The sequence below is a fragment of the Sorangium sp. So ce381 genome, assembly GCF_051473845.1.
GTDB lineage: Bacteria > Myxococcota_A > Polyangia > Polyangiales > Polyangiaceae > Sorangium > Sorangium atrum.
The window spans coordinates 3,011,790-3,032,495 of record NZ_CP150336.1 but is presented as its reverse complement, the minus strand read 5'-3'; the positions used below and the strand labels follow the sequence as shown (position 1 = coordinate 3,032,495).

The 20,706-nt window shown below is 69.6% G+C and carries 22 protein-coding genes and 1 pseudogene; 13 read left to right on the top strand and 10 right to left on the bottom strand.

Translation table 11 applies throughout. The features are described from left to right. Positions 1-133: 133 nt before the first annotated feature. Together WMF29_RS11600 and WMF29_RS11595 are read right to left on the bottom strand one after the other, a co-directional pair. Positions 134-1,372: a FecR domain-containing protein gene (locus WMF29_RS11600; RefSeq protein ID WP_437328891.1), complete on the bottom strand. Its 1,239-nt coding sequence runs from the start codon at positions 1,370-1,372 to the stop codon at positions 134-136. Beyond that, a complete protein-coding gene (locus WMF29_RS11595) occupies positions 1,369-2,076 on the bottom strand; it encodes an RNA polymerase sigma factor (protein ID WP_437328890.1) in 708 nt (235 codons plus the stop codon). The genes WMF29_RS11600 and WMF29_RS11595 overlap by 4 nt, the downstream gene beginning before the upstream one ends. 1,208 nt (positions 2,077-3,284) lie before the next feature. Here WMF29_RS11595 and WMF29_RS11590 point away from each other — a divergent pair. The 4 genes from WMF29_RS11590 (at position 3,285) to WMF29_RS11575 (ending at position 8,028) form a co-directional block, all read left to right on the top strand. Further along, entirely contained in the window at positions 3,285-4,409 is a 1,125-nt protein-coding gene (locus WMF29_RS11590) for a glucuronyl esterase domain-containing protein (RefSeq protein ID WP_437328889.1), read from the top strand. A 19-nt stretch (positions 4,410-4,428) separates the two neighbouring features. Further along, on the top strand, positions 4,429-5,508 hold the full coding sequence (locus tag WMF29_RS11585) for a hypothetical protein (protein WP_437328888.1): 1,080 nt from the start codon (positions 4,429-4,431) through the stop codon (positions 5,506-5,508). Between the two features lie 606 nt (positions 5,509-6,114). Continuing rightward, the gene (locus WMF29_RS11580; RefSeq protein ID WP_437324568.1) at positions 6,115-7,317 is read left to right on the top strand and encodes an IS110 family transposase; all 1,203 of its coding nucleotides are present in this window, start codon (positions 6,115-6,117) and stop codon (positions 7,315-7,317) included. A 561-nt stretch (positions 7,318-7,878) separates the two neighbouring features. After that, positions 7,879-8,028 (top strand): hypothetical protein, encoded by a 150-nt coding sequence (locus tag WMF29_RS11575; RefSeq protein WP_437328887.1) that lies wholly within the window; start codon positions 7,879-7,881, stop codon positions 8,026-8,028. Between the two features lie 410 nt (positions 8,029-8,438). Here WMF29_RS11575 and WMF29_RS11570 read toward each other — a convergent pair whose 3' ends face one another. The 4 genes from WMF29_RS11570 to WMF29_RS11555 all read right to left on the bottom strand — a co-directional run bounded on the left by WMF29_RS11570 (position 8,439) and on the right by WMF29_RS11555 (position 9,834). Further along, positions 8,439-8,879 (bottom strand): hypothetical protein, encoded by a 441-nt coding sequence (locus WMF29_RS11570; protein WP_437328886.1) that lies wholly within the window; start codon positions 8,877-8,879, stop codon positions 8,439-8,441. A gap of 1 nt (position 8,880) precedes the next feature. Continuing rightward, complete coding sequence (locus tag WMF29_RS11565) at positions 8,881-9,126, bottom strand: hypothetical protein (protein WP_437328885.1); 246 nt, start codon at positions 9,124-9,126, stop codon at positions 8,881-8,883. Positions 9,127-9,215: 89 nt separating this feature from the next. Further along, a complete protein-coding gene (locus WMF29_RS11560; protein ID WP_437328884.1) occupies positions 9,216-9,578 on the bottom strand; it encodes a hypothetical protein in 363 nt (120 codons plus the stop codon). Between the two features lie 118 nt (positions 9,579-9,696). Next, on the bottom strand, positions 9,697-9,834 hold the full coding sequence (locus WMF29_RS11555; protein ID WP_437328883.1) for a hypothetical protein: 138 nt from the start codon (positions 9,832-9,834) through the stop codon (positions 9,697-9,699). 98 nt (positions 9,835-9,932) lie between these two features. On the opposite strand from WMF29_RS11555, the gene WMF29_RS11550 reads away from it, so the two are divergent. The 4 genes and pseudogenes from WMF29_RS11550 to WMF29_RS11535 all read left to right on the top strand — a co-directional run bounded on the left by WMF29_RS11550 (position 9,933) and on the right by WMF29_RS11535 (position 11,932). Further along, on the top strand, positions 9,933-10,307 hold the full coding sequence (locus tag WMF29_RS11550; RefSeq protein WP_437328882.1) for a transposase: 375 nt from the start codon (positions 9,933-9,935) through the stop codon (positions 10,305-10,307). 19 nt (positions 10,308-10,326) lie between these two features. Beyond that, a pseudogene (locus tag WMF29_RS11545) lies at positions 10,327-10,614 on the top strand (homogentisate 1,2-dioxygenase); the annotation flags it as partial. Positions 10,615-10,669: 55 nt separating this feature from the next. Then, positions 10,670-10,948 (top strand): hypothetical protein, encoded by a 279-nt coding sequence (locus WMF29_RS11540; protein ID WP_437328881.1) that lies wholly within the window; start codon positions 10,670-10,672, stop codon positions 10,946-10,948. Between the two features lie 117 nt (positions 10,949-11,065). Then, positions 11,066-11,932, top strand: coding sequence for a PAS domain S-box protein (locus WMF29_RS11535; protein ID WP_437328880.1), 867 nt, complete (start codon positions 11,066-11,068; stop codon positions 11,930-11,932). A 190-nt stretch (positions 11,933-12,122) separates the two neighbouring features. Here WMF29_RS11535 and WMF29_RS11530 read toward each other — a convergent pair whose 3' ends face one another. The 4 genes from WMF29_RS11530 to WMF29_RS11515 all read right to left on the bottom strand — a co-directional run bounded on the left by WMF29_RS11530 (position 12,123) and on the right by WMF29_RS11515 (position 17,240). Next, the gene (locus tag WMF29_RS11530) at positions 12,123-12,554 is read right to left on the bottom strand and encodes a hypothetical protein (RefSeq protein ID WP_437328879.1); all 432 of its coding nucleotides are present in this window, start codon (positions 12,552-12,554) and stop codon (positions 12,123-12,125) included. Positions 12,555-13,644: 1,090 nt separating this feature from the next. Continuing rightward, positions 13,645-16,686, bottom strand: a complete 3,042-nt coding sequence (locus WMF29_RS11525) for a glycoside hydrolase family 3 protein (protein ID WP_437328878.1) — start codon at positions 16,684-16,686, stop codon at positions 13,645-13,647. Between the two features lie 89 nt (positions 16,687-16,775). Beyond that, on the bottom strand, positions 16,776-17,099 hold the full coding sequence (locus WMF29_RS11520) for a hypothetical protein (RefSeq protein WP_437331269.1): 324 nt from the start codon (positions 17,097-17,099) through the stop codon (positions 16,776-16,778). Between the two features lie 3 nt (positions 17,100-17,102). Next, complete coding sequence (locus WMF29_RS11515; RefSeq protein WP_437331268.1) at positions 17,103-17,240, bottom strand: hypothetical protein; 138 nt, start codon at positions 17,238-17,240, stop codon at positions 17,103-17,105. Between WMF29_RS11515 and WMF29_RS11510 the strand changes: the two genes are divergently transcribed. The 5 genes from WMF29_RS11510 (at position 17,204) to WMF29_RS11490 (ending at position 20,660) form a co-directional block, all read left to right on the top strand. Next, positions 17,204-17,782 carry a transposase gene (locus WMF29_RS11510; RefSeq protein ID WP_437331105.1) on the top strand — a complete coding sequence of 193 codons (579 nt, stop codon included), beginning with the start codon at positions 17,204-17,206 and terminating at the stop codon, positions 17,780-17,782. The genes WMF29_RS11515 and WMF29_RS11510 overlap by 37 nt on opposite strands. After that, positions 17,725-17,937, top strand: a complete 213-nt coding sequence (locus WMF29_RS11505; RefSeq protein ID WP_437331267.1) for a hypothetical protein — start codon at positions 17,725-17,727, stop codon at positions 17,935-17,937. The genes WMF29_RS11510 and WMF29_RS11505 overlap by 58 nt, the downstream gene beginning before the upstream one ends. Positions 17,938-18,318: 381 nt before the next feature. Next, on the top strand, positions 18,319-19,512 hold the full coding sequence (locus WMF29_RS11500) for a hypothetical protein (RefSeq protein WP_437328877.1): 1,194 nt from the start codon (positions 18,319-18,321) through the stop codon (positions 19,510-19,512). Next, a complete protein-coding gene (locus WMF29_RS11495; RefSeq protein ID WP_437328876.1) occupies positions 19,509-19,748 on the top strand; it encodes a hypothetical protein in 240 nt (79 codons plus the stop codon). The genes WMF29_RS11500 and WMF29_RS11495 overlap by 4 nt, the downstream gene beginning before the upstream one ends. A gap of 285 nt (positions 19,749-20,033) precedes the next feature. Next, positions 20,034-20,660: a hypothetical protein gene (locus tag WMF29_RS11490; RefSeq protein WP_437328875.1), complete on the top strand. Its 627-nt coding sequence runs from the start codon at positions 20,034-20,036 to the stop codon at positions 20,658-20,660. Positions 20,661-20,706: the final 46 nt, after the last annotated feature.

Sequence of the window (20,706 nt, the reverse complement as noted above, 5' to 3'; positions counted from 1 at the left end):
CACGACCTGGAGCGCAGCCGGCGAACCCGATCGCCGGCGCGATGATCTCCTCGATGAAGTGAAAGTCGCCGGAGGCGCCGGGAGCAGGCAGGGTTCGTCAAAAAAAAATCGAGACGGCCCCGCGCGCGGGCGCTCAGGGGCGAGCGCCGCCGGGGCGGGAGGCGGACGTGGCCTCCTCGCGCCCGAAGCCCTGCGGGTAGTCCTTGAGGTACCGGCGCGCCTCCGCCGCCGTCCGTTCCTTGTCGCCGAGCATCTCGATGGCGCGCAGGCGCTCCACGCGGGCGATCTCGGCGAGCGGCGAGTCCGGGTAGCGGGCGAGGAGGAGATCGAGCCGCTCGAGCGCCCGCCTCGGCTGCCCGCGCCGCCGCGCCGCCATCGCGCCCTGGAGCAGCTCGTTCTCGGCCGTGAGCGAGGTGCGCGCCGGGGCCTCGCGCGCGTCGCGCGGCGCGCGCGGCTCCCCGGCGCCGCCCTCGCCGGCCTTGTCGCCCCTGCCGCCCTCGCCGGCGGCGCTGTCCTGCCCATCGGGAGGCGGCGCCGGCGCGTCGCCCGGCTGTCCGTCGGCGGGCCGGTCCGACCGGCGCTCCTCGTCGCGGGACGACCACGTCTCGCCTGGGCTCAGGAAGCGCTCGACCTCGCCGCGGCGCACGGCGACCCGCCCTTCCACGACCGACACGCGCGTCTCGGCCAGCTCTCCCGCCGCGTCGGGCCGCCGCTCGACGGAGAAGCGCGTCCCGTGCACGGTGACCACGGCGTCCGACGTGTGCACCGACAGGCTCATGCCCGCCGGCAGCGGCGGCACCTCGACGGCGATCCTGCCCTGCTCGAGGGCGACGACGTCGCCTGCGCGGTCGCGCCCGGCGCCCACCGGCGCGAACCTCACGCGGGTCGAGGGCCCGACCTCGACGGTGGCGCCCGTCGCGAGCGACGCCTTCGCCCGCGCGCCCTCGCCGGTCCGCAGCTCCTCGTCGCTCGCGAGCGGCACGAGGGAGAGCGACGGCGGCGAGCGGGTGGCGCCCTCGGCCGCGATCTCGACCGAGCCCTCGAGCGCCGTCACCTGCGCCGCGGCGGGCGGGGCCTCGCGCGTCCGGACCATGATGAAGACGCCGGCGGCCGCCGCGGTCAGGGCGGCCGCCAGCGCCGCCGCGGCGAGGGCGGCCCGCTTCTGCCGGGCGCCGCGGGCGCGCCGCTCCGCCGCCTCGGCGGCGAGCTGATCGATGCGGCCGGCGATCCGCTGCTGGAGGTACCTCGCCTGGACCCTGGGCAGCGGCGGCACCGGCTGCTCGACAAGCGCCCGCAGCGAGGCCTCCACGCCGTCCACGCCGGCCGCCGCGGCGCGCTCGTTCGGGGTGGCGTCAACGTCGTCCTGCTTCATCGTGGCTCCTCGGGTCGAGCGGGGTCGCGTCGCGCCGCCGCCTCGGGTTCAAAGCGCGCCTGCAGCTCCCGCCGCCCCCGCGACAGCCGCGACTGGGCCGCGGCCACGGAAACACCTGTCAAATCAGCGATTTCCTTGAGAGAATAGCCCATGGCGTGGAGCAGCAGCGCGGCCGCGCGGTCGCCGTCCATCGCCGCGAGGTGCCGGCGCAGGGCCTCGAGATCGCGCTGCGCGCTCACCTCTCGCTCGGGGTCGGCGCCCTGCGAAGGCGGCTCGGGCTCGGCGTCGAGCTCCGGCGACCCCGGCGTGCGATCGATGACCTTGCGCTCGCGCCGGCGGGCGCGCAGCGCGCTCAGGCCGACATGGCAGGCGATGACCGACGCCCAGCCCGCCAGGCTGCACTCCCCCGCGAACCGGCGTTTGGTAAGTGTGCTCACGATCTGCTCGAACGCGCCCTGCACGAGGTCGGCGTGGTCCTGCTCGCGGCAACCCAGGATGCGGTAGAGGGTCCGGTCGACGACGGGCAGCAGGTGCTCGTAAAGGCGCAGGCCGATCCCTCGTTCGCCCCGCTGGAAGGCAAGCAGGAGCTCCTCGTCGCTGGCGGTCGCGGGGGAGGGCTGGCCCCCGGCGCCCTGCCCCCCGGCGCCCTGGGAGGAGACGAGCCTGAGCCGGCGGCTTGGGGGGTGTGGCTCGGCGGTTCCCATGCTCCTTCAGTAGCCGATCCGCCGGAAAGCAGGCTGGCCGGCGAAGGATCGTCCTGGATGCCCGCCGCCGCGCCCCCTATCCACCCCGATCCCGCCGCACCGCCCCCCTGGTTCCGCCCGGCAGGAGTCCGGCAAGGCTCCGGAGAGAGATGTCGACGCCTCCGTTGCCTCTGCTGGACCGGGTGCGGAGACGGAGGCGCTCACGCTCGCGAGCGATCACGAGACCATGCCGTCGTGTGGTTACCGGGAGCCCGGGTGAGCTGGCTCAGATCACGTGCAACGCCGCGCGCCCCCCTCCCTCCTTCGAGAGTCCGCAGCGAGCGTGTCGCGTCGACGAGAACCCGGTCCCTGTTTCCAGTCCTCCCGGAGCAGGGGCCCGTGGCTCAAGGGAGTGTCACCGCAGCTCCCGGTCACGAGTTCGGCCACGGCCCGCTCGGGAGCGAGATGTACCTCAGGGCGCGGAGTTGCCGCTTCGGCGCCCTGGGCGAGCCTCGCCCCCTGCGAGGTCATTCACACCCCCTTCTTCCTCCGCGGATCTCGTAAGCGCCCATTCGCCGAACGTCTGCGAGAACTCGTTCGTGCATCTTAATACCTTCGCGTAGAAGTCAAAGTATTCTTTCATCGTGCCCGAGAACAGTCCACCTGAGCGGCACGTGCAGCGCGCGATTGTTACGAAAAGTAGCACAAAATCAGCTTGAAGACGACCGGCAAAGTGGGGAATAACTTCGGCGGCACTCGCGGGTCGGGCCCTCGTCCGCCATCCCATCGCCCGACCCCGGCGGGAGCCTGCTTGACGACCCCCCGCACGAGGAGCGCTCAACATGCGTCTACGCACTGCACGTCCCACGATCTCCTTGGTCTTGTTCGCAGCGCTGCCTTGGATGCTTGCCGCCTGCGCCACCGGAGGCGAATCGGATCCTATCGGTCCAGGAGGAAGCTCTGCAGTCGGCACGGGGGGCGGCACCGGCACCGGCACCGGAGGGACGCCGACGGGCACTGGTGGATCGTCCTCTTCTTCGGGCGGTACCCCGACCGGGACGGGCGGCGACGTGACGACGGGCGAAGCCAGCACCGGTGGCGGGGGCCCGGCCGGAACGGGAGGAGCGCCGGGAACCGGTGGTGCCGGGGGCAGTGGCGACGGCGGCAACGCCGTGAGCGCCGAGTGGGGCGAGGTGGAAAACCCTGGAGCCGGGTGCACCGTCGGACCGATGCCAAGCGTCGCTTCGCTCACGGCGAACTCGAAGCTGCCGGACCCCTTCAAGAAGATGGACGGCAACCGCATCGCCAGCAAGAGCGAGTGGGCCTGCCGGCGCGAAGAGATCCTCCAGCAAGCCTACAAGTTCATCTACGGCGACAAGCCTGTCCCGGCAAAGGGAGCCGTGTCCGGTACCGTGAGCAACAGCAGGATCACGGTCGAGGTCAAGGATGGCAGCGGCAGCGCCTCGTTCAACCTCACCGTGAACATGAACGGGGCGACCGCGCCCGCCCCGGCGATCATCGGCTACGGCGGCCTGAGCGGCATGCCAGTTCCGAGCGGCGTCGCGACGATCACCTTCACCGCGGTCGAGTCGCAAGGCACCAGCGGCGCGAAGAACGGGCCGTTCTACAGCGTGTACGGTTCGGATCATCCCGCGGGTTACCTCACGGCACAGGCCTGGCAGATCAGTCGCGTCCTCGACGTCCTGGAGCAGAACCCCGGCGTCATCGATCCACGCCGGGTGGGTGTGACGGGTTGCTCGCGCTGGGGCAAGGGTGCCTTCGTCGCCGGCGTGCTCGACAACCGCATCGCCTTGACCATCCCGGTGGAGTCGGGTCTCGGGGGCACGATCGGCCTGCGCCTCGTCGAGGTGCTCGATAGCTACAGCGGCTCCGAATGGCCCTATCATGGCATCAGCTACGTCCGCTGGCTCTCGGAGGTGGCGCTCGGTCAGTTCACCACGGGCAACAACGCTGGGGCCGACAACACGAACAAGCTGCCCGTCGACATGCACGAGATGATGGGCCTCATCGCTCCACGCGGCCTCTACATCGTGGACAATCCGAGCACCATGTACAACGGGCTCGATCGGAACTCGGCGTGGGTCACCGCCAACGTCGGCAAGATGATCTTCGAGGCGCTCGGCGTCGGAGACCACATCGCCTATACGGGCGCAGGTGGGAGCCACTGCAGCTGGCGCTCGCAGTACACTGCATCCCTCAACGCCATGATCGACAAGTTCCTGAAGGGCAGCAACGCTACGGCGACGGGCAATTTCGCCACGGACCTCCCCAACAAGCCCAACCACCTGGACCACATCGACTGGACAGCGCCGACGCTCAGCGGCGAGCTTTGATCCAGCGCAGAGGTAGCGCATGAACCCTAGCTCGTTTTTCTCTCTCGGGGTCGCCCTCGCCCTGACGCTGGGCGCTTGCGGCCCTGGCGAAAACGGTGACGCCACGGGCGGGACCGGAGGTGGTGGAGCCTCGGGCAGCGCGGTGGGCTCGGGCGGCCAGAGCTCCGCGGGAGGCGCCGGCGGCACGCCGCAAGAGACCGGCAGCGCCTCATCGAGCGGCGCCAGCGGCGGCGCGACGTCGACCGGCGGCGCGGGGCCGAGCGGCGGCACCTCCAGCGGCGGTGGCTCCGGAGCGGCCACCGGCGGAGCGACTGGGGCGGGCGGCGCTCCGGGTGGCGCCTGCACGCGCGAGCTCTTGGATGGCCTCCTGGACGACTACTTCGCCGCCCTCGCCGCCGGAGATCCTTCCAGCCTACCCCTGGCAGAAGGCGTGAAGTTCACCGAGAACGGCAAGCAGGCCGAGATCGGCACGACGGACTTCTGGAGGGACGCTGGCGAGGTGAAGTATTCGCAGCGTGCCCTGGATACCGAGGCGTGCAGCGCCGGCGCTCAGGCGGTGATCCCGGAAGGCGGCAGGGATCTTCCCGTCGCCCTCCGCATCAAGGTGGAAGGCTCGGAGCTGACGGAGATCGAGACGATCGTCGTCCGCCCGGGCGACTACACGGCATCGTTCGCGGTCGCCTCGAATCCCGCCGCGATCATCGCCATCTCGGACGAGATCGGTTGGCACGACGAGGTCCCGGAGGCCGAGCGGGCCACCCGGGAAGAGCTGACGAGCTGGATCGACAAGTACTTCCGCGCGTTCCCCTCCGGCGTCTGCGACGTCACGGGAGCCTGCAAGCGCTTGGAGAACGGGGGCGGCAACTTCTCTTGCCGCACCGGAGCATCCTGCAGCGCCGGCGATCCTGGGTCCGGCGGCACCTTCATCCCGCGCGTCATCCTGGCCGACGAGGTGCGCGGCATCGCCATCGGTCTCACCATCTTCGACTTCATGACGGACGGGCATCTGGACATGCATATGATCAAGATGTCCGGCGGTCAGGTGCGCGCCGTCCACGCCATCCTGCGCGACACGAACGGCGTGTCCGGCTGGGAGTGATGGCGACCTCCTTCGCGGCTCGCGTCGAACCGCCGCGCGGTTGACGCTCAGCAGGGTACAGCTCTACGTCAGGACGCCTTCCGCTTGGTGCTGCGTCGCGGAAATCGAAGGCGTTTCAGGCGTGGAAGGCCTGCCTGGTCGCATGAGGTGTTCTATGTCAACCAGCGCGTGCGGCGTGGCTGCAGGGTGGGACCGGTGATGCCGCGGGCCCTTCACCGCGGGCGACGCGGCGGCTGAGGGCGCCCCGCTCGGCCACACCGGAGCCGTCCTCGGCGGCGAACAGGCGGAAGCTACGAAAATCGCTGCTGTTCCCGGCCGCCGCTCCTCATCGACAGATGGGATGAGGCAGCCCACGCGGCGCCTGGACCCACGATGCCGACCGCACCGACCCGAGCTTCTGCTCGACGCGTTCGCGCGGCGGGGCCTGCGAAGACAGCCCGCAGCACCGTGGAGGTCAGCCCAGCGGCAGCAGAGCGTGCTGGAGCGCGCAGGAAAGAGCCGCTCGAAGCAGCAAGCAACGTGGCTGACCTCTCGCCTGCAGGGGTGCCTGCAGGCACCCCCACGCGTTCGATGACGCAGTTGACGGGGGCCCACGAGAGGTCAGCCATGCGAAGTGTAGCGCTGGATCTGGGGGTCAACGAGATTTCGTTCTGCGAAGTGGCGGGCGGGGCCGTGGTGCTACGACGCACGGTCCGCTCGCTCGATTCGCTCCAGGATGTCCTCGGTCCGTCGTCCTCGCCGGCCCGGGTGGCGATCGAGGCGTGCCGCGAGGCCTGGGTGGTTCACGACAAACTCCGCGACTGGGGTCACGACGTCTTGGTCGTCGATACCACGCGAGCACGTCAGCTCGGCATTGGCCAGCACGGCCGCAAGAATGATCGCCTCGATGCCGAGGCGCTGGCGCGCGCCGTCGAGCGCGGGGGCATTCCGCTCGCTCACGTGCTGTCGCCTCACCGGCGGGCCATTCGTCACCAGCTGGCCGTCCGGCGCGCTCTGGTCGAGACGCGGGCCCAGTATGTCACCACCGTGCGCGGCCTGCTGCGCGCCTGCGGACACAAGCTCGCGACCTGCACCACCGAGGGCTTCCTCGCGCGGCTGAGCGAGGCCGCCTTGCCGGCCGGGACCCGTCAGCTGATCGGGCCCTTGGTGACCGCGCTGGAGGTGCTCAACCCCCAGATCGCGCTGGTCGATGCCGCGCTCGAGCAGCTGTGCGCCCACGAGCCGGTGATCGCGCGGCTGACCACAGCGCCCGGCGTGGGGCTGGTCGTCGCCGCCGCGTTCGTCTCGGTCGTGGATGAAGCCAAGCGCTTTCACCACGCCCACCAACTCGCCTCCTACCTGGGTCTGGTTCCCTTGGAGGACACCTCCGGCGGGCGCGACCAGCGGCGGCTGGGCGCGATCACCAAGCAAGGCAACGCGTACCTGCGCACGTTGCTGACGCAGGCCGCGCACACGATCCTGCGGCATAAGAACAAGAGCGGCGACGACCCGCTGCGTCGATGGGCCGATGCCATTGCCGAACGCCGGGGTCGACACATCGCGGTCGTGGCGCTGGCGCGGCGGCTTTCGGGGGTGCTGTGGGCCATGTGGCGCGACGGCACGCTCTACGACGCACAGAGCGCAGCGGCCGCCTCGGCCAAGGGCCTGCGCCTGCAGGCGCAGTCGGTCGAGCAGCAGGCACAGGCCATGAAGCAAGCCACGGTCAAAGCGCGCCGCCGGCAGCGGTCGATCGACAAGGGACTCGACGCCGCCGCGGCAGCGGATCCATCGAGGCCGACCTCGACCTCAAGGAGGACCTCGATGAACTGACTTCCCCCACCCGGGGGACATGCGCCACGAGCGCGCCACGCCAGGAGCGTGAACGAGGGCTACGTGGATGAGCGCGGAAACACCGAGGGTGATCCACCTCTGGGTCGAACACGCCGTTCGACAGATTGCGCCTCCACGATCCCGTTTCGGACCACAGCGTGCATCCAGGCCACCAAGGCGACTGCCGGCCTGTGAATGCGGATCGTCGATTGAGCCACAGCTCGCTCCTGCGGACGCGACGCGGCGCTCCAGTCCAACCGTAACGACGCCCCACCGGGGCGAAGGGAGACGTCCATGCCGAAACGACCTGCACTGACGACACCGAGCGCTACCAATGCCGAGCCGAAGCCGACCAGCCGCGGAAAGAGAGCGCTAAAGCCCTTGACCTCAGGGCTGCCTCATCGTCGGTGTTTCTGGCGGGACGATTCCGCGGGGGCGAACCGGTGCGATCCGTCGCATCCCCGGGGATTTTGGGAGGGCGTGACGACGGATCGCACACCCTCGGGAGGGATGGGCCCAACCCGGGCCCAAGGGCCAAGCCCCGGGCTTGGGGAGCTCGCCGTGACCGAGCCGGCACGTCGGGCTGCGGTGATCGCCTCGCTCGCCAGCGTCCTGAGCCACGCCGTCGCCCTCGGGGATGAGGTGGCTGCCCGGGTCGTTCACGAAGCGATCGGTCGGCTGTTCGGGCTGCCGGTGGCACCGGAGCGGTGAGCAAGCTTGGGCCGAACGTCGAGCCCGCCGCCCGCGTCGACTCGCTGCCGGAGCCTTGCCGCTCGCCAGTGCCCGCAGGCTCTACTGGGATCGCCCGCGCGCGGTGGTTGCGTGCCGAAGCGCCCCGGAGGCATCCGGAAAGTGATGTTGGCAAGCACCAGGCCTGTGCCGGGAGGCAAGCGCGGCGGCGTGCGCAGGCGACGACCCTCTCGCCGCGATGCTGCATGGCGCCGCCATGGCGGAACTGCCGACGCCACGGGGAGCGTCGAGCAGATTCTTGACGTTCTCATTGAGACTGCTCGCGATTGGCTTGCCAAGGACGAGCGCCCGCTCGCATACGCCGGCACCGAGCCATCCATCGGCGAGATGAGAGACATGCGCACCTCATCAACCATTGAACGACTATCTAGCTATGCGCCCTGCCCTCCCTCGCGGCTCTGCTTCTCTCGGGCGAGAACGGACGTGTACGCAGGGATCCATGCATATTCACCCACGAGCGATGACGCGAACTCGTTGAGCAATATTTTCGCCAGGTCTCGGATCTGATTCTGGACCTTCTTCGATGAGCCTGGTCCAGCGATGTCCTTGATCAATCCAGGCGTTTTACCACCGCCCAACACCTCGCGTACGCCCCTCATGTCGACGGCTTCATCGAGGCCAGTGTGCTCAGCGCTGAACGCGACATGGACGCAGCCCGTCCAATCTTCGGAGAAGAACAGGCTGCACCTCGGAAAGGCGACGTCAATGCCGTCCGGCAGGTCTTCGTCGTTCAACGTGTAGGGGGCAAGCCACTCGAACTCGGCCAGTACATCACCAAGCACCTTTTCGGTCATGAACGCAGGATCAGTCATGTTATGTTCCCTTCACGGCAGTTCCATCTGGCTGAAACGTATAGCCGTTGGCCTCGAGGTAGTCTACTTCACGTCCGAAGATGGACTTGACGTGTTCGCCATTGTGCATGATCGGCGCGCCATCGTCATCGTAGTAGTGTGTCGCTCTCGGGTCTTTGGGATCCGACACGAACCGAAAATTGTCGCCGCGGGCAACTGCATCGTCTAGCCATGGCTTGTTCGCTGTCTCCCAGAATTCATCCGACACGGTGCGCCAGTAGCGCTGCTCATCGCCGGCGTCGAGGATTGGCTTGTGCTTCTCCTGGATCTCACCCCATTTCGGCGAGCGGAGGATGTTTATGCCTCCAGGATCTCGCCGCTGGCAGTCAGGCCCGGGGCACGGGCGCCTCGCTCGACGACGACGTTGACATCGCTGAGGCTGCCCGTCAGCGTGGTCGTCTTGTTCGGATCGAGTTTGATGGTGTTGCCCCCATAAAGCGGTGGCTTATTCTTGCCCACCCGGTTGATCTCCAGCCTCTCGCCAGGCATCCAGGTGCCGATCGGCTTGCCCGCCTTGCTCCGGATCTCGACTGGATCTCCGCGCGTCGGGGGTGCGTCCTCGCTGGGGTTCTTGTCCCTGTCCTTTGGCGGCTTGTCCTGCTTGCTCTTGTCCTGGTCGTTGGACTTGCTCGACTGCCCATCGTGGTCGAGGCCGAGCACGTCGACCTGGACGAGCGGGTTGGGTCAATAGGCATACAGGTTGACGGGGCTGCCTTCGTAGCCGATCGGATCGCTCTGCAGGTAGCGCCCGAGCCGAACGCGCGAGGTCGGTCAAGTCCTAGAGCACGCCGTCGGGCGGATGCTCCGAACCCTCCGGCGGCACGGGCATCTCGAGATCGAGCACGACGTCGAGGAGGACGACGAGCCCGAGGCCGCGCTCTGTGCTTCCGCCGTCTCGGGACGAGAGCCGCGCCACACGTCGTCGCCCCGCAATGGCTCCGCGGGCTCTCGTCGTATTGTCCGAGCGCGCTCGCGTACGACAAGCCGCTGTGCACTGCGCTCGACGGCTTCACCTTGCACGCAGCGACGCGCGCCGGTGCGCACCATGCCGCGGCGAGGGAGGCGCTGCTGCGTTACGTGCTGCGACCCCCGATCGCAAACGAGCGCGTCGAGCCGCAGCAGGACGGCCTGGTGCAGCTCTCGCTCAAGCGCGCCTTCGCTCACGGGACTGTCGCGGTGGACATGGATCCGCTCTCGCTCCTGTGCCGCCTCGCGGCCAGCGTCCCGCCGCCGCGCTTTCCCACCGTCAAGTACGCGGGCGTGCTCGCCTCGGCGAGTCGCCCACGTTGGCGCGCAAGCGCATCGGACCGCGCCCTGCCATCACGACGCTCGCGGTCCCACCCTTTCGCTCTGCCGCGCTACGCTTCCTCGCGCTGCGATCCGGCTTGATTTGCCTCCGCGCAAGCACCACCTGTCCGTCGACTGCGACAAGGTCATCCTGTATTGCAGCGGTGACTTCACCTCGCGGCGCGGCGTCGGCCCCGGCAGCACCTCCCACCACCCCGCGGGCGTTCCACACGGGCCGCACCCGGGCGCGTACGAGGCGAGCCTGGGGAGCCGCGGGACGAGCGAGCTTGCGGTCATGCTCGACACGATCCGCCCGCTCTCGGCCACCGCAGACGCCATCGAGGTGGAGGACCCGGGCTACCAGGACAGCTTCATCGCAAGTCCAGGATCGGGGCCCGGCAGCGCATGACCGCGCGGCGGGGTTCGAGCCGCCGGACGAAGGAGAGCTCACGAAGGGGGCGTACGTGCGGCTCCAGCCGCTGCGCGGCGCGGGCGAGATCGAGGTGGCGCCGCCCTCGTTGCTGCTCGACGTCGAGGGCGAGGAGCTGGCGACGAAGCTCGTCCAGCGCTTCGTGATCGAGCGGAACGGCTCGGTGAGGGAGCGGCTGTGGCGGCTCGCCTACAGCCCCGACGACCCGCTCGACGACGCCGAGGCGCCGGTCGAGCGCGACGTCTGCTGGCTGGGCCACATCCCCGAGACCATCTGGCAGCTCGTGCGCGACAACGTCCTGCGCTGCCTGTAGCCTCGATCCGCTCGCCCCTCCCGTGGCCAGCGCCGGGCTGCGTGGTCGCCGGCGCCTGCTCGCCGAGCGCGCGAGGCCGGAGCGAGGGGCGGCGGGACAGTCCGGGTTACGAAGACGATGGAACACGATGCACGGGAGAACGCGGAGGAACTGCGGCGTCGCGTCGACGAGCTGACGCGGTCGCTCGCGGAGCACCAGCAGACCGTGGCGCGGCTGGCGGAGACCGAGCAGCGGCTGTCCCGCTTCGTGGACGCCTCGCCGGACGTCATCGCCATCAGCGAGCAGGGGATCCTCGTCGAGGTGAACGCTCGCGTCGAGGATCTCATGGGGTATCAGGCCCACGAGATGATCGGCCGGAGCGCCCTGGATTTCGCGGCGCCCGAGGACCGGCACATCGTGATCGATCACGTCCGCTCCGGGAGCGAGGTGACGTACGAGCACCACATCCTCCGGAAAGACGGCTCCCGGTTCTTCGCGGAGGTCCGCGGCCGGAAGGTCCCCTATCAGGGCCGGTCGGTGAGGGTCTCGATCATCCGGGACATCACCGACCGGAGGCGGGCGGAGGAGGCGACCCGCGTCGCGCTCGTGCAGCGGGAAGCGCTCCTCGCCCAGCAGGCGATGGTGGCGCAGCTCTCGACGCCGCTGCTGCCGATCACCGACGACACGCTGATCCTCCCGCTCATCGGCGCGGTGAGCCCGGAGCGGGCGAGCGCCGTGATCGAGGTCCTCTCGCGCGGCGTCGCCGAGAGGCGCGCGCGGGTCGCCATCCTGGACATCACGGGCGTGCCCGACGTGGACGAGCAGGTCGCCGACGCCTTGCTGCGCGCCACGCGGGCCGTCCGCCTCCTCGGGGCGCGGGCGATCCTCACCGGGATCCGCCCGGAGGTCGCCGAGCACATCGTCCGCGCCGGCATGGATCTGACCGGGATCACGACGTGCGGCACCCTGCAGCAGGGCGTCGCCGACGCCCTGCGTCGGCGCTGACCCGCGCTCAGGCGCCAGCTCCGTCGCAGGCCGAGCCCCCCAGCGCCTCGCATCGAGTCGATACCACCGGAGGTGCTGCTCAACGGCCTCGATCACTTCGAGCGTGTGGGTGTCGAGGCAAGAGGTGGCGTCGGAGCGCCATGGCTCCCGCGCCTGCCGCGGCAACATGGCTCGTTGGCAGTACGAGGACTCATGACGCGATCCTCGTGCTGCGTAATTCCCCTCTGAGCTCCCTCATGAGCTGGGAGGCGAGGTCGCGCTCGGCCGGAGTGAGCCCCAGATACATATACGCCAAGGAGATCTGATCGGGGGAGTAGCAGCGGATATGCGGATTGAAGATGGACGCGAGCTTCATCACCGCCCGCACGACAATGCTCTGAGTCACCACCGCGAGCGGCGGAGGGTTGGGATAGCCCTGACGTGCCACCACCTCCATGGCCTTACGCTGCCGCCCATCAGGGGATCCACCATCGGTCCACACCAAGACCCTCAGATTGGGAATGTTCACGTTCTCACGCACGTGATTGAGATAGATGTTCCACTCAAGATCCGTGGGCGCACACTCGTTGTGCACGACCACGGAGAGACGGTCCTGAGTCTTCCAGGTCAGGTTCTTCCCCATAGGGTCTATCTTCCCAGAAATTCGGGTACTTTGTCGAGCCAGTAGGGTACAGTCGTACGGTAACATGCCTTCCGCTTGGTGCGACGTCGCGGTAATCCCAGGTGTTTCAGGCGTGGAAGACCTGCCTGATCGCACAAGGCCCGTTCTGTCAATGATCTCGTACAGTCGGACTGCACGAGCCAGGAACGGCTCCGGGAATCTTGACGTTGCGGAACGCGTTTGCTTGTCCCAACCCGGCGGAGCAGGCCATGGCGCAAGCGCATCGGACCGCGCCCTGCGAAGCCACAAGAGCCTACGAGGGCGGACGAAGGCGCCGCTTCGAAACGCAAGCGTGGCGGCTATCGACCGTGGGCCGAGCTCCTGCGCCGCACATTTGCGATCGACGTCCTCGAGTGCCCAGCTTGCAAGGGGCGGATGAAGCTCGTCGCCATGGTGACCGAGCCAAGGAACATCGCCCGCTTCCTCTCCGCGCTCGGCGAACCGACCGACGTCCCAGCACGCTCTCCCAACCGAGGGCCGCCGTACTGGAAAAGCACCGTTGTGCGCCGCAAGGCGCCCGGGGACGCCGCATAGCGTCTCGCGACGCGCCTCCCGGGCCAGACCAACGCCCGGACGGACACGTGGGCCCACGGCACGCCGATGCGCCCCGTAGCGCGCTCGGCGCCGCCCGGACCACGCTCTTTCGGCCCAGGACCGAGCCATCACGACGCCCGCGGTCCCACCCTTTCGGTTTGCTGCGCTACACTGCTTCGCGCTGCGATCCGGCTTCTTTTACCTACGCGCTACGCGCGCATCGCCGGGTACACCACCCGAGCGGCGGCGGCGCGCGGCAGCGACGCCGGCCGCGGGAGGCGCCCGGCACGCGCGGCGGCGGCCCGGCCGGCGCTCCAGGGGTGAAGCGGGGCGCCCGAAAGGCGCCCGGGAGCGGTGCTCAGCCGCGTCCGGTACATGAGAAACAGAGCGGCGGTCACCCGCACAGGAGACGGGCCCAGATCGGTGTTTTCGGCGCGGAAGCGCACGAAAGGGAGCTGAGCACCGAAAACGTCGAGGTGGGCCCGTATCCGAAGCGGGGGCCCGCCGCTCTAGAGGATCAGAACGTGCAGGTGGGGGTGGGGCCGGCGGTGAAGGGCTCCCAGCGGACGTCCTCGATCGCCACGTCCATCGGCGACTCCGAGTAGAGGAGGAAGGGCGTGTTGACGTTGGTGATGTCGAGCCCGTTGTCCGTCAGGCACTTCAGCGGGACGGAGACCTCGTGCCACTCCCCGTCCGCGATGGAGGTCAGCGTATTGGCGATGTTGATGTCGCCGAGGCAGGGATACACGCAGTGGGCTGACAGCGTGACCAGCGGGCCCTCGGGCGGAGCATCGACGCGCGCCCGGAAGACGATCGAGGTCTCCGAGTTGTAGTAAGGCGACAGATCGACCCCGGGCGCGCCCGCCGAGACCTGCGCGTAGATCTGGCCCGTCGCGCTCCAGGTCACCTGCTTGGCGCTGCCCTGGATCTCGCCGTCGATCGTGCTCACGCTGACCTCGCCGCCGGGCAGGGTGGCCCCCATGCCCACGTCGATGCCGCCCCAGTTCGAGGGGCCGCCGATGCGCAGCACGTAGTCGCCCTTGTCCTCGCCATCCACGAAGATCTCGAGCGGCTCGCTCGTGGTGCCGGCCGCCCCCGGGTCCGGGGCATCGCAGCCGTGGCCCGTGGAGACCTCGGGCAGATCGTCGCCGAGCGCGTCGGCGTCGGTGGTCACGAGGCCATAGCCATACGCGAAGAGCGGCTCCTCGCCGTCTCCCCTGTTGATGGACGTCTGGCAGTCGGCCGAGGGCCACGAGAACGACAGCTTGCCCTGGAACTCGTGATCGCCGAAGAGCACGTCGGCGACGCCGCCGCCCTCGCTGCCCGGCAGCCAGGCCGCCACGAACGCGTCTGACCGGTTGAGCTCCTTGTTGGTGTGGAGCGGGCGGCCCGACACGAACACCGTGACGATGGGCACGCTCGGCGCCTGGGCGCGGATGGTCTCGATGACGGCGAGGTCCTCGGGGTAGAGGTTCGCGTGCTCGAGCGTCTCGAACTTGCCTATATCGCCCTGGCCCTCGGCGTAGGGCGTCTCGCCGATGACCACGATCGCGGCGTCGAAGGTGTCGGCCGCGGCGGTGCCGTCGGGGCTCAGGGTCGCAGCGCCGCTCAGCCCGGCGGCCGTGATCGTCTCCTCGATGCCGGCGTAGATGGACTGCGCGTTCGGGAAATCGGCGTTGGTGTTGCCGGTGCCCTGCCAGGTCAGCGTCCAGCCGCCGGACTGGTTCTGGATGTTGTTTGCGGTCTTGCCGGCCACGAGGACGTTCATCGACTTGCTGAGCGGCAGGACATCGCCCTTGTTCTTGAGCAGGACGAGCGACTTGCGCACGGCCTCGCGCGCCACGGCCCGGTGCTCCGGCGCGGCGAGGAGCGCGGCGTCGCCGGCGACCGACCGGGTCGACGGGGCGCCCTTGCTCGCCCTGGGGCCGAGGAGGCCGGCCCGCATCTTCACGCGCAGGATCCGGGTCACCGCGTCGTCGATGCGGGCCATCGGGATCTCGCCGCTCTCCGCCTGGGCGATGGTGTTCTCGATGAACGCCATCCAGTCGTTGGGCACCATGATCATGTCCACCCCGGCGTTGATCGCCGCGGCGCACCGCGTGTTGTTACAACCCGGGAGCTGGCCGTGCCCGTTCCAGTCGCCGACGACGAAGCCGGTGAAGCCGAGCTGGCCCTTGAGGATGTCGGTGAGCAGGTACTGATTGCCGTGCATCTTGTCGCCGTTCCAGCTGCTGAACGACGCCATCACGGTCTGCGCGCCCGCCGCGAGCGCGGAGAGGTAGCCCTGGGCGTGGATGTCGCGCAGAGCCTCCTCGGAGCAGACGGTGTTGCCCTGGTCCTTGCCCTGCTCGGTCCCGCCGTCGCCCATGAAGTGCTTGGCGGTCGCGACCACGTGCGCGCCGTTGAACAGGTCCGCGCTGTCCGCCGGCCGGCCCTGCAGGCCCCGGATCATCCGGCCCGCGTAGCTCCTCACGATCTCCGGATCCTCGGAGTAGCCCTCGTAGGAGCGGCCCCACCGATCGTCCCGCACCACGGCGAGCGTGGGGGCGAAGGCCCAGTCGAGCCCGGTGACGGCGACCTCGGCGGCGGTGATGGCGCCGATCTCCTCAATGAGATCGGGATCGTTCATGGCGCCGAGCCCGATGTTCTGCGGGAACAGCGTCGCGCCGATCACGTTGTTGTGGCCGTGCACCGCGTCCACGCCCCAGATGACGGGGATGCCGAGGTGCTCGCCGGGCGCGCCGCTCGTGTCGATGGAGGCCGCGTAATAGGCGTCCGCGAGGTCGACCCAGTCGGCCACGGTCGCGTGCTTGGAGCGGCCCGGCCAGGAGCCGCCGCCGTTCAGCACCGAGCCGATGTGGTACTCCCGGACCTGGTCCGGCGTGATCGCCAGGATCTCGGGCTGGACCATCTGGCCGACCTTCTGCGCCACGCTCATCTGCGCGAGCAGCTCGGCGATGGCGTCCTCGATCTCCGGGTCGAGCGCGATCTCGCTCGTCACCGTCGGCCATTCGACCGACGCGCTCTCGCCGCCCGCGCCGCCGCCACCGGCGGTGCCGGTGGTGGAGCCGGCGCCGGAGCCGCCTTCGCCGCCGCCGCCGGCGGTGCCCGTGGAGCCGGCGCCGGAGCCGCCCGCGCCGCCGCTGCCGCTGGTGCCGGTGGTGGTGCCTGCGCCGGAGCCGCCCGCGCCGCCGCTACCGCCGGTGCCGGTGGTGGAGCCTGCGCCGGAGCCGCCCTCGCCGCCGCCGCCGGCGGTGCCGGTGGTGGAGCCCGCGCCGGAGCCGCCCTCGCCGCCGCCGCCGGCCGTGCCGGTGGTGGAGCCCGCGCCGGAGCCGCCCTCGCCGCCGCCGCCGGCCGTGCCGGTGGTGGAGCCCGCGCCGGAGCCGCCGTCGCCGCCGCCACCGGCGGTGCCGGTGGTGCCGGTGGTGGAGCCTGCGCCGGAGCCGCCCGCCCCTGTCGCGTCAGCCGGGGGATCCGTGGAGTCGTCCCCGCAGGCGGGAACAGGGATGGTCAGGGCTGCGACCAGCAGCCATCTACCGTATTGGTTACAATGCTTCATACCAGCGCCGGAGCATGGTCCCGGCGCAGTGGGGCGTCAAATTTATAGTCCCGCAGTCTGCTTCTATCAGGACCTCTGTCGGCCATCGCTCACGCCACACCTACACGCAGACCACGATTCATCGCTTCTCGGCGAACCAGGCTTTCGGTATCCTCGATCCTCCTCCAGCCACCAAGGCAGCAAGGAAGAACGCCATGTCGCAACATTGGACGATCGCGGGCGCGCTGCTCGCCTTTGCGCTGCTCGACGCCGCCTGCGCCGACCCCGAGCAGGACGCTTCCTCCGGCGCGGCGAGCGGCGGTTCCACCTCGGTGAGCCTGCACGTGGTCTTCCTCGACGGGGCTTATCACGAAGACGGCACCGAGCTCGTGTGGAACGAACTCGGTCACCTGCGAACGCGCGAGGTCGGTCAAGTCCTAGAGCACGCCGTCGGGCGGATGCTCCGTTACCTCCGGCGGCACGGGCATCTCGAGATCGAGCACGACGTCGAGGAGGACGACGAGCCCGAGGCCGCGCTCTGTGCTTCCGCCGTCTCGGGACGAGAGCCGCGCCACACGTCGTCGCCCCGCAATGGCTCCGCGGGCTCTCGTCGTATTGTCCGAGCGCGCTCGCGTACGACAAGCCGCTGTGCGCTGCGCTCGACGGCTTCACCTTGCACGCAGCGACGCGCGCCGGTGCGCACCATGCCGCGGCGAGGGAGGCGCTGCTGCGTTACGTGCTGCGACCCCCGATCGCAAACGAGCGCGTCGAGCCGCAGCAGGACGGCCTGGTGCGGCTGTCGCTCAAGCGCGCCTTCGCTGACGGGACTGTCGCGGTGGACATGGATCCGCTCTCGCTCCTGTGCCGCCTCGCGGCCAGCGTCCCGCCGCCGCGCTTTCCCACCGTCAAGTACGCGGGCGTGCTCGCCTCGGCAAGTCGCCCACGTTGGCGCGCAAGCGCATCGGACTGCGCCCTGCGAAGCCACAAGAGCCTACGAAGGCGGACGATGACGCCGCTCCGAAACGCAAGCGTGGCGGCTATCGACCGTGGGCCGAGATCTTGCGCCGCACATTTGCGATCGATGTCCTCGAGTGCCCAGCTTGCAAGGGGCGGATGAAGCTCGTCGCCATGGTGACCGAGCGAAGGAACCTCGCCCGCTTCCTCTCCGTGCTCGGCGAGCCGACCGACGTCCCTGCTCGCTCTCCCAACCGAGGGCCGCCGTACTGGAAGAGCACCGTTCTGCGCCGCAAGGCGCCCGGTGACGCCGCATAGCGTCTCGCGACGCGCCTCCCGGGCCAGACCAAAGCCCGGACGGACACGTGTGCCCACGGCACGTCGATGCGCCCCGTAGCGCGCTCGGCGCCGCCCGGACCACGCTCTTTCGGCCCAGGACCGAGCCATCACGACGCTCGCGGTCCCACCCTTTCGGTTTGCTGCGCTACACTGCTTCGCGCTGCGATCCGGCTTCTTTTACCTACGTGCCCGCGCTGCGATCCGGCTTCTTTTACCTACGCGCTACACTGCTTCGCGCTGCGATCCGGCTTCTTTTACCTACGCGCTCGGCAGGACATGCACCGTGTCTTCCAGGACATGGCCGCCGATGACGCCGTGGCCATCCTCCCGTCGGGTCATCTGGATTCGAACGAGGACAACATGCGAACAGCTCAAAGCAGCGTCCATCGACGCACGGGTTTGGGGGTCGTCGCCGCGCGTGCGGCGCTGGCAGGGGTCCTGACGCTCTCTGCATGCAACGACGGCGGCACGGCCGGCGGGGACGCGGGCTCGCCGACCGACAGGCTCGTCGCGGCGCTCGGCGGGCGCGACGCCATCGAGGCAACCACCAACGAGAGGATCACGGCCAGCGGGGAGCGCTTCGATCCTGGCGAGTCGAGCGTCCCCGGCACCACGTGGCTGGTCTCGGAGTTCACCATGACGGCGACGACCGAGCTCGGAGCGGACAGGGCGCGCACCGAGCTCAACGTCGACGTCGCGTTCCCGAGGCGCGCGGAGCTCGCCTTCACCGAGGTCAGGAGCGGCGGGCGCGGCTACGTGGCCGGCCATGACAACGTCTTCGCGGTCGGGCCGACGCCCCCTCTGGCGATCCCGGCCGCGCGCGTCGCCAGCGCGGAGAAGCACGCCGACCTGGTGTCGCCGCTGCGCCTCCTCCGCCGGGCGCTCGCAGAGGAGAGAGGGATCCGGGCCGACGGCCTGGCCGAGGTCGACGGGAAAGAGCTCGAGGTCCTGCGGATCACGCTGGCCGGGCGCCCCGACGTCCGGATGTTCCTCGACCCGGCGAGCCACCTGCCCGTGAAGAGCGAGACCACCGAGGATCATCCCCCCGTCGGCGACGCCACCGTCGAGGCGATTTACGGAGATTACCGCAAGGTCGACGCTCTGACGCTGCCCCACGCCGTCACGCTCCGGGTCGACGGCCTGGATATCCACAAGGAGGTGCGTTCGAAGATCGAGCTCAACGTCGGCACGGACGCGGATTTCTACGCGTTGCTGGGGGACACCTCGGCCGCGCCCCACGACCACGGGCACGCCGCCTTCGCGCAGCGCTCGTCGGAGTGGCTCCTCAGCTTCGAGTTCATGGGACTGCCCATCTTCTACGACATACAGACCGGCACCCCGAAGTCCGCGGAGCTCGCCCCGGGCGTTCATCTCCTGACAGGGACCACCCACCACAGCTTGCTCATCGAGATGAGCGATCACGTCGTGCTGGTCGAGCGCACACTGTCAGCCCCGACCGCTTGGAGCAGGCGAAGGTCCCGGTCGCCATCGACGAGGTGGAGTCCCTCAAGCGGCTCACCGATCCGGCGGGACGGGAGGTGGAGCTCCACGTGATCGAGACCGAGCACGCGCAGGGGATGGTGGTCGTGTACCTGCCCGCGGAGAAGCTCCTCTTCAACGCCGACCTCTTCAGCCCTGGGGACCCGATCAACGAGAAGTCGGCCGGCGAGCTCTACGACGCGATCACCCGCCTGAAGCTGGACGTCGAGCGGATCGTCGGGGCGCACGGCGCCGGCGCCGCGGGCCCGGTCGCGACCCTGGCAGCGCTGAAGGAAGCGGCGAAGCGCTGAGACGACGAGGCCGAGCACGAACGAGCCGGCCTCGGGCGGCCGCCGATGCGAGCGCCAGCGCGGCAGACGCGTGGGCCGGGCAGCGCCGCGGCTCACGCGTTCGGCTCCTCCTGTCCGCCCCGTGGGCCCGCGGATCACGGCCGGAATACACGACAGCGATCACCGCACGATTTCAGCGAGTTGTGCCAGAGCGTGACAGCCATGCCACCCGCAAGAGCTGGAGTGCCCGGGCTTTTTTTCGGCGGCCCTCATCTTGCAATTCCGTTGCGCAGAGGAAGGTGAATTATGAAACTCTCAGCAAGGCTCTTGGCCGGTGTGGTCCTGTCAGCGCAGATGTTCTCCTGTACCGTGGATGGGGACGGTGGCGAATGCGTCAGCCCCACGCAGAACCTCGACACGGCGTATGCGCCAGGCGCCGTCGGCTGCGCCTGCGCCGACACGGACCAGGACGTGTGCGTTGAAGACAGCACCGGGCGCGACGTCGCCCTCGTCTGCGACGCCGGGCGCTGGAAGGCCGTCGAGGATGGCCCGTGCGCGCCTTTCCCTCCCGTGTGCTTCAGCCCCACGCAGAACCTCGACACGGCGTACGAGCCAGGCTCGGTCGGCTGCGCCTGCACCGACGCGGACGAGGACGTGTGCGTCGATGACAGCACCGGGCGCGGGGTCGCCCTCGTCTGCAACGACGGGCGCTGGGACGCCGTCGAGGACGGCCCGTGCGCGCCTCTCCCTCCCGTGTGCTTCAGCCCCACGCAGAACCTCGAGAGGGCGTACGATCTCGGCGCGGTCGGCTGTGCCTGCGCCGACACGGACGAGGACGTCTGCGTCAAGGATAGTCACGGAAGAGCTGTCGCCCTCGTCTGCGAGGGCGGAGCCTGGCTCGCCGTCCTGGATGGCCCGTGCGGCGGCCGCTGAGGGACTGCTCGATACCAGCGCAGGGCGCGCTCCCGCCGATCGCCGC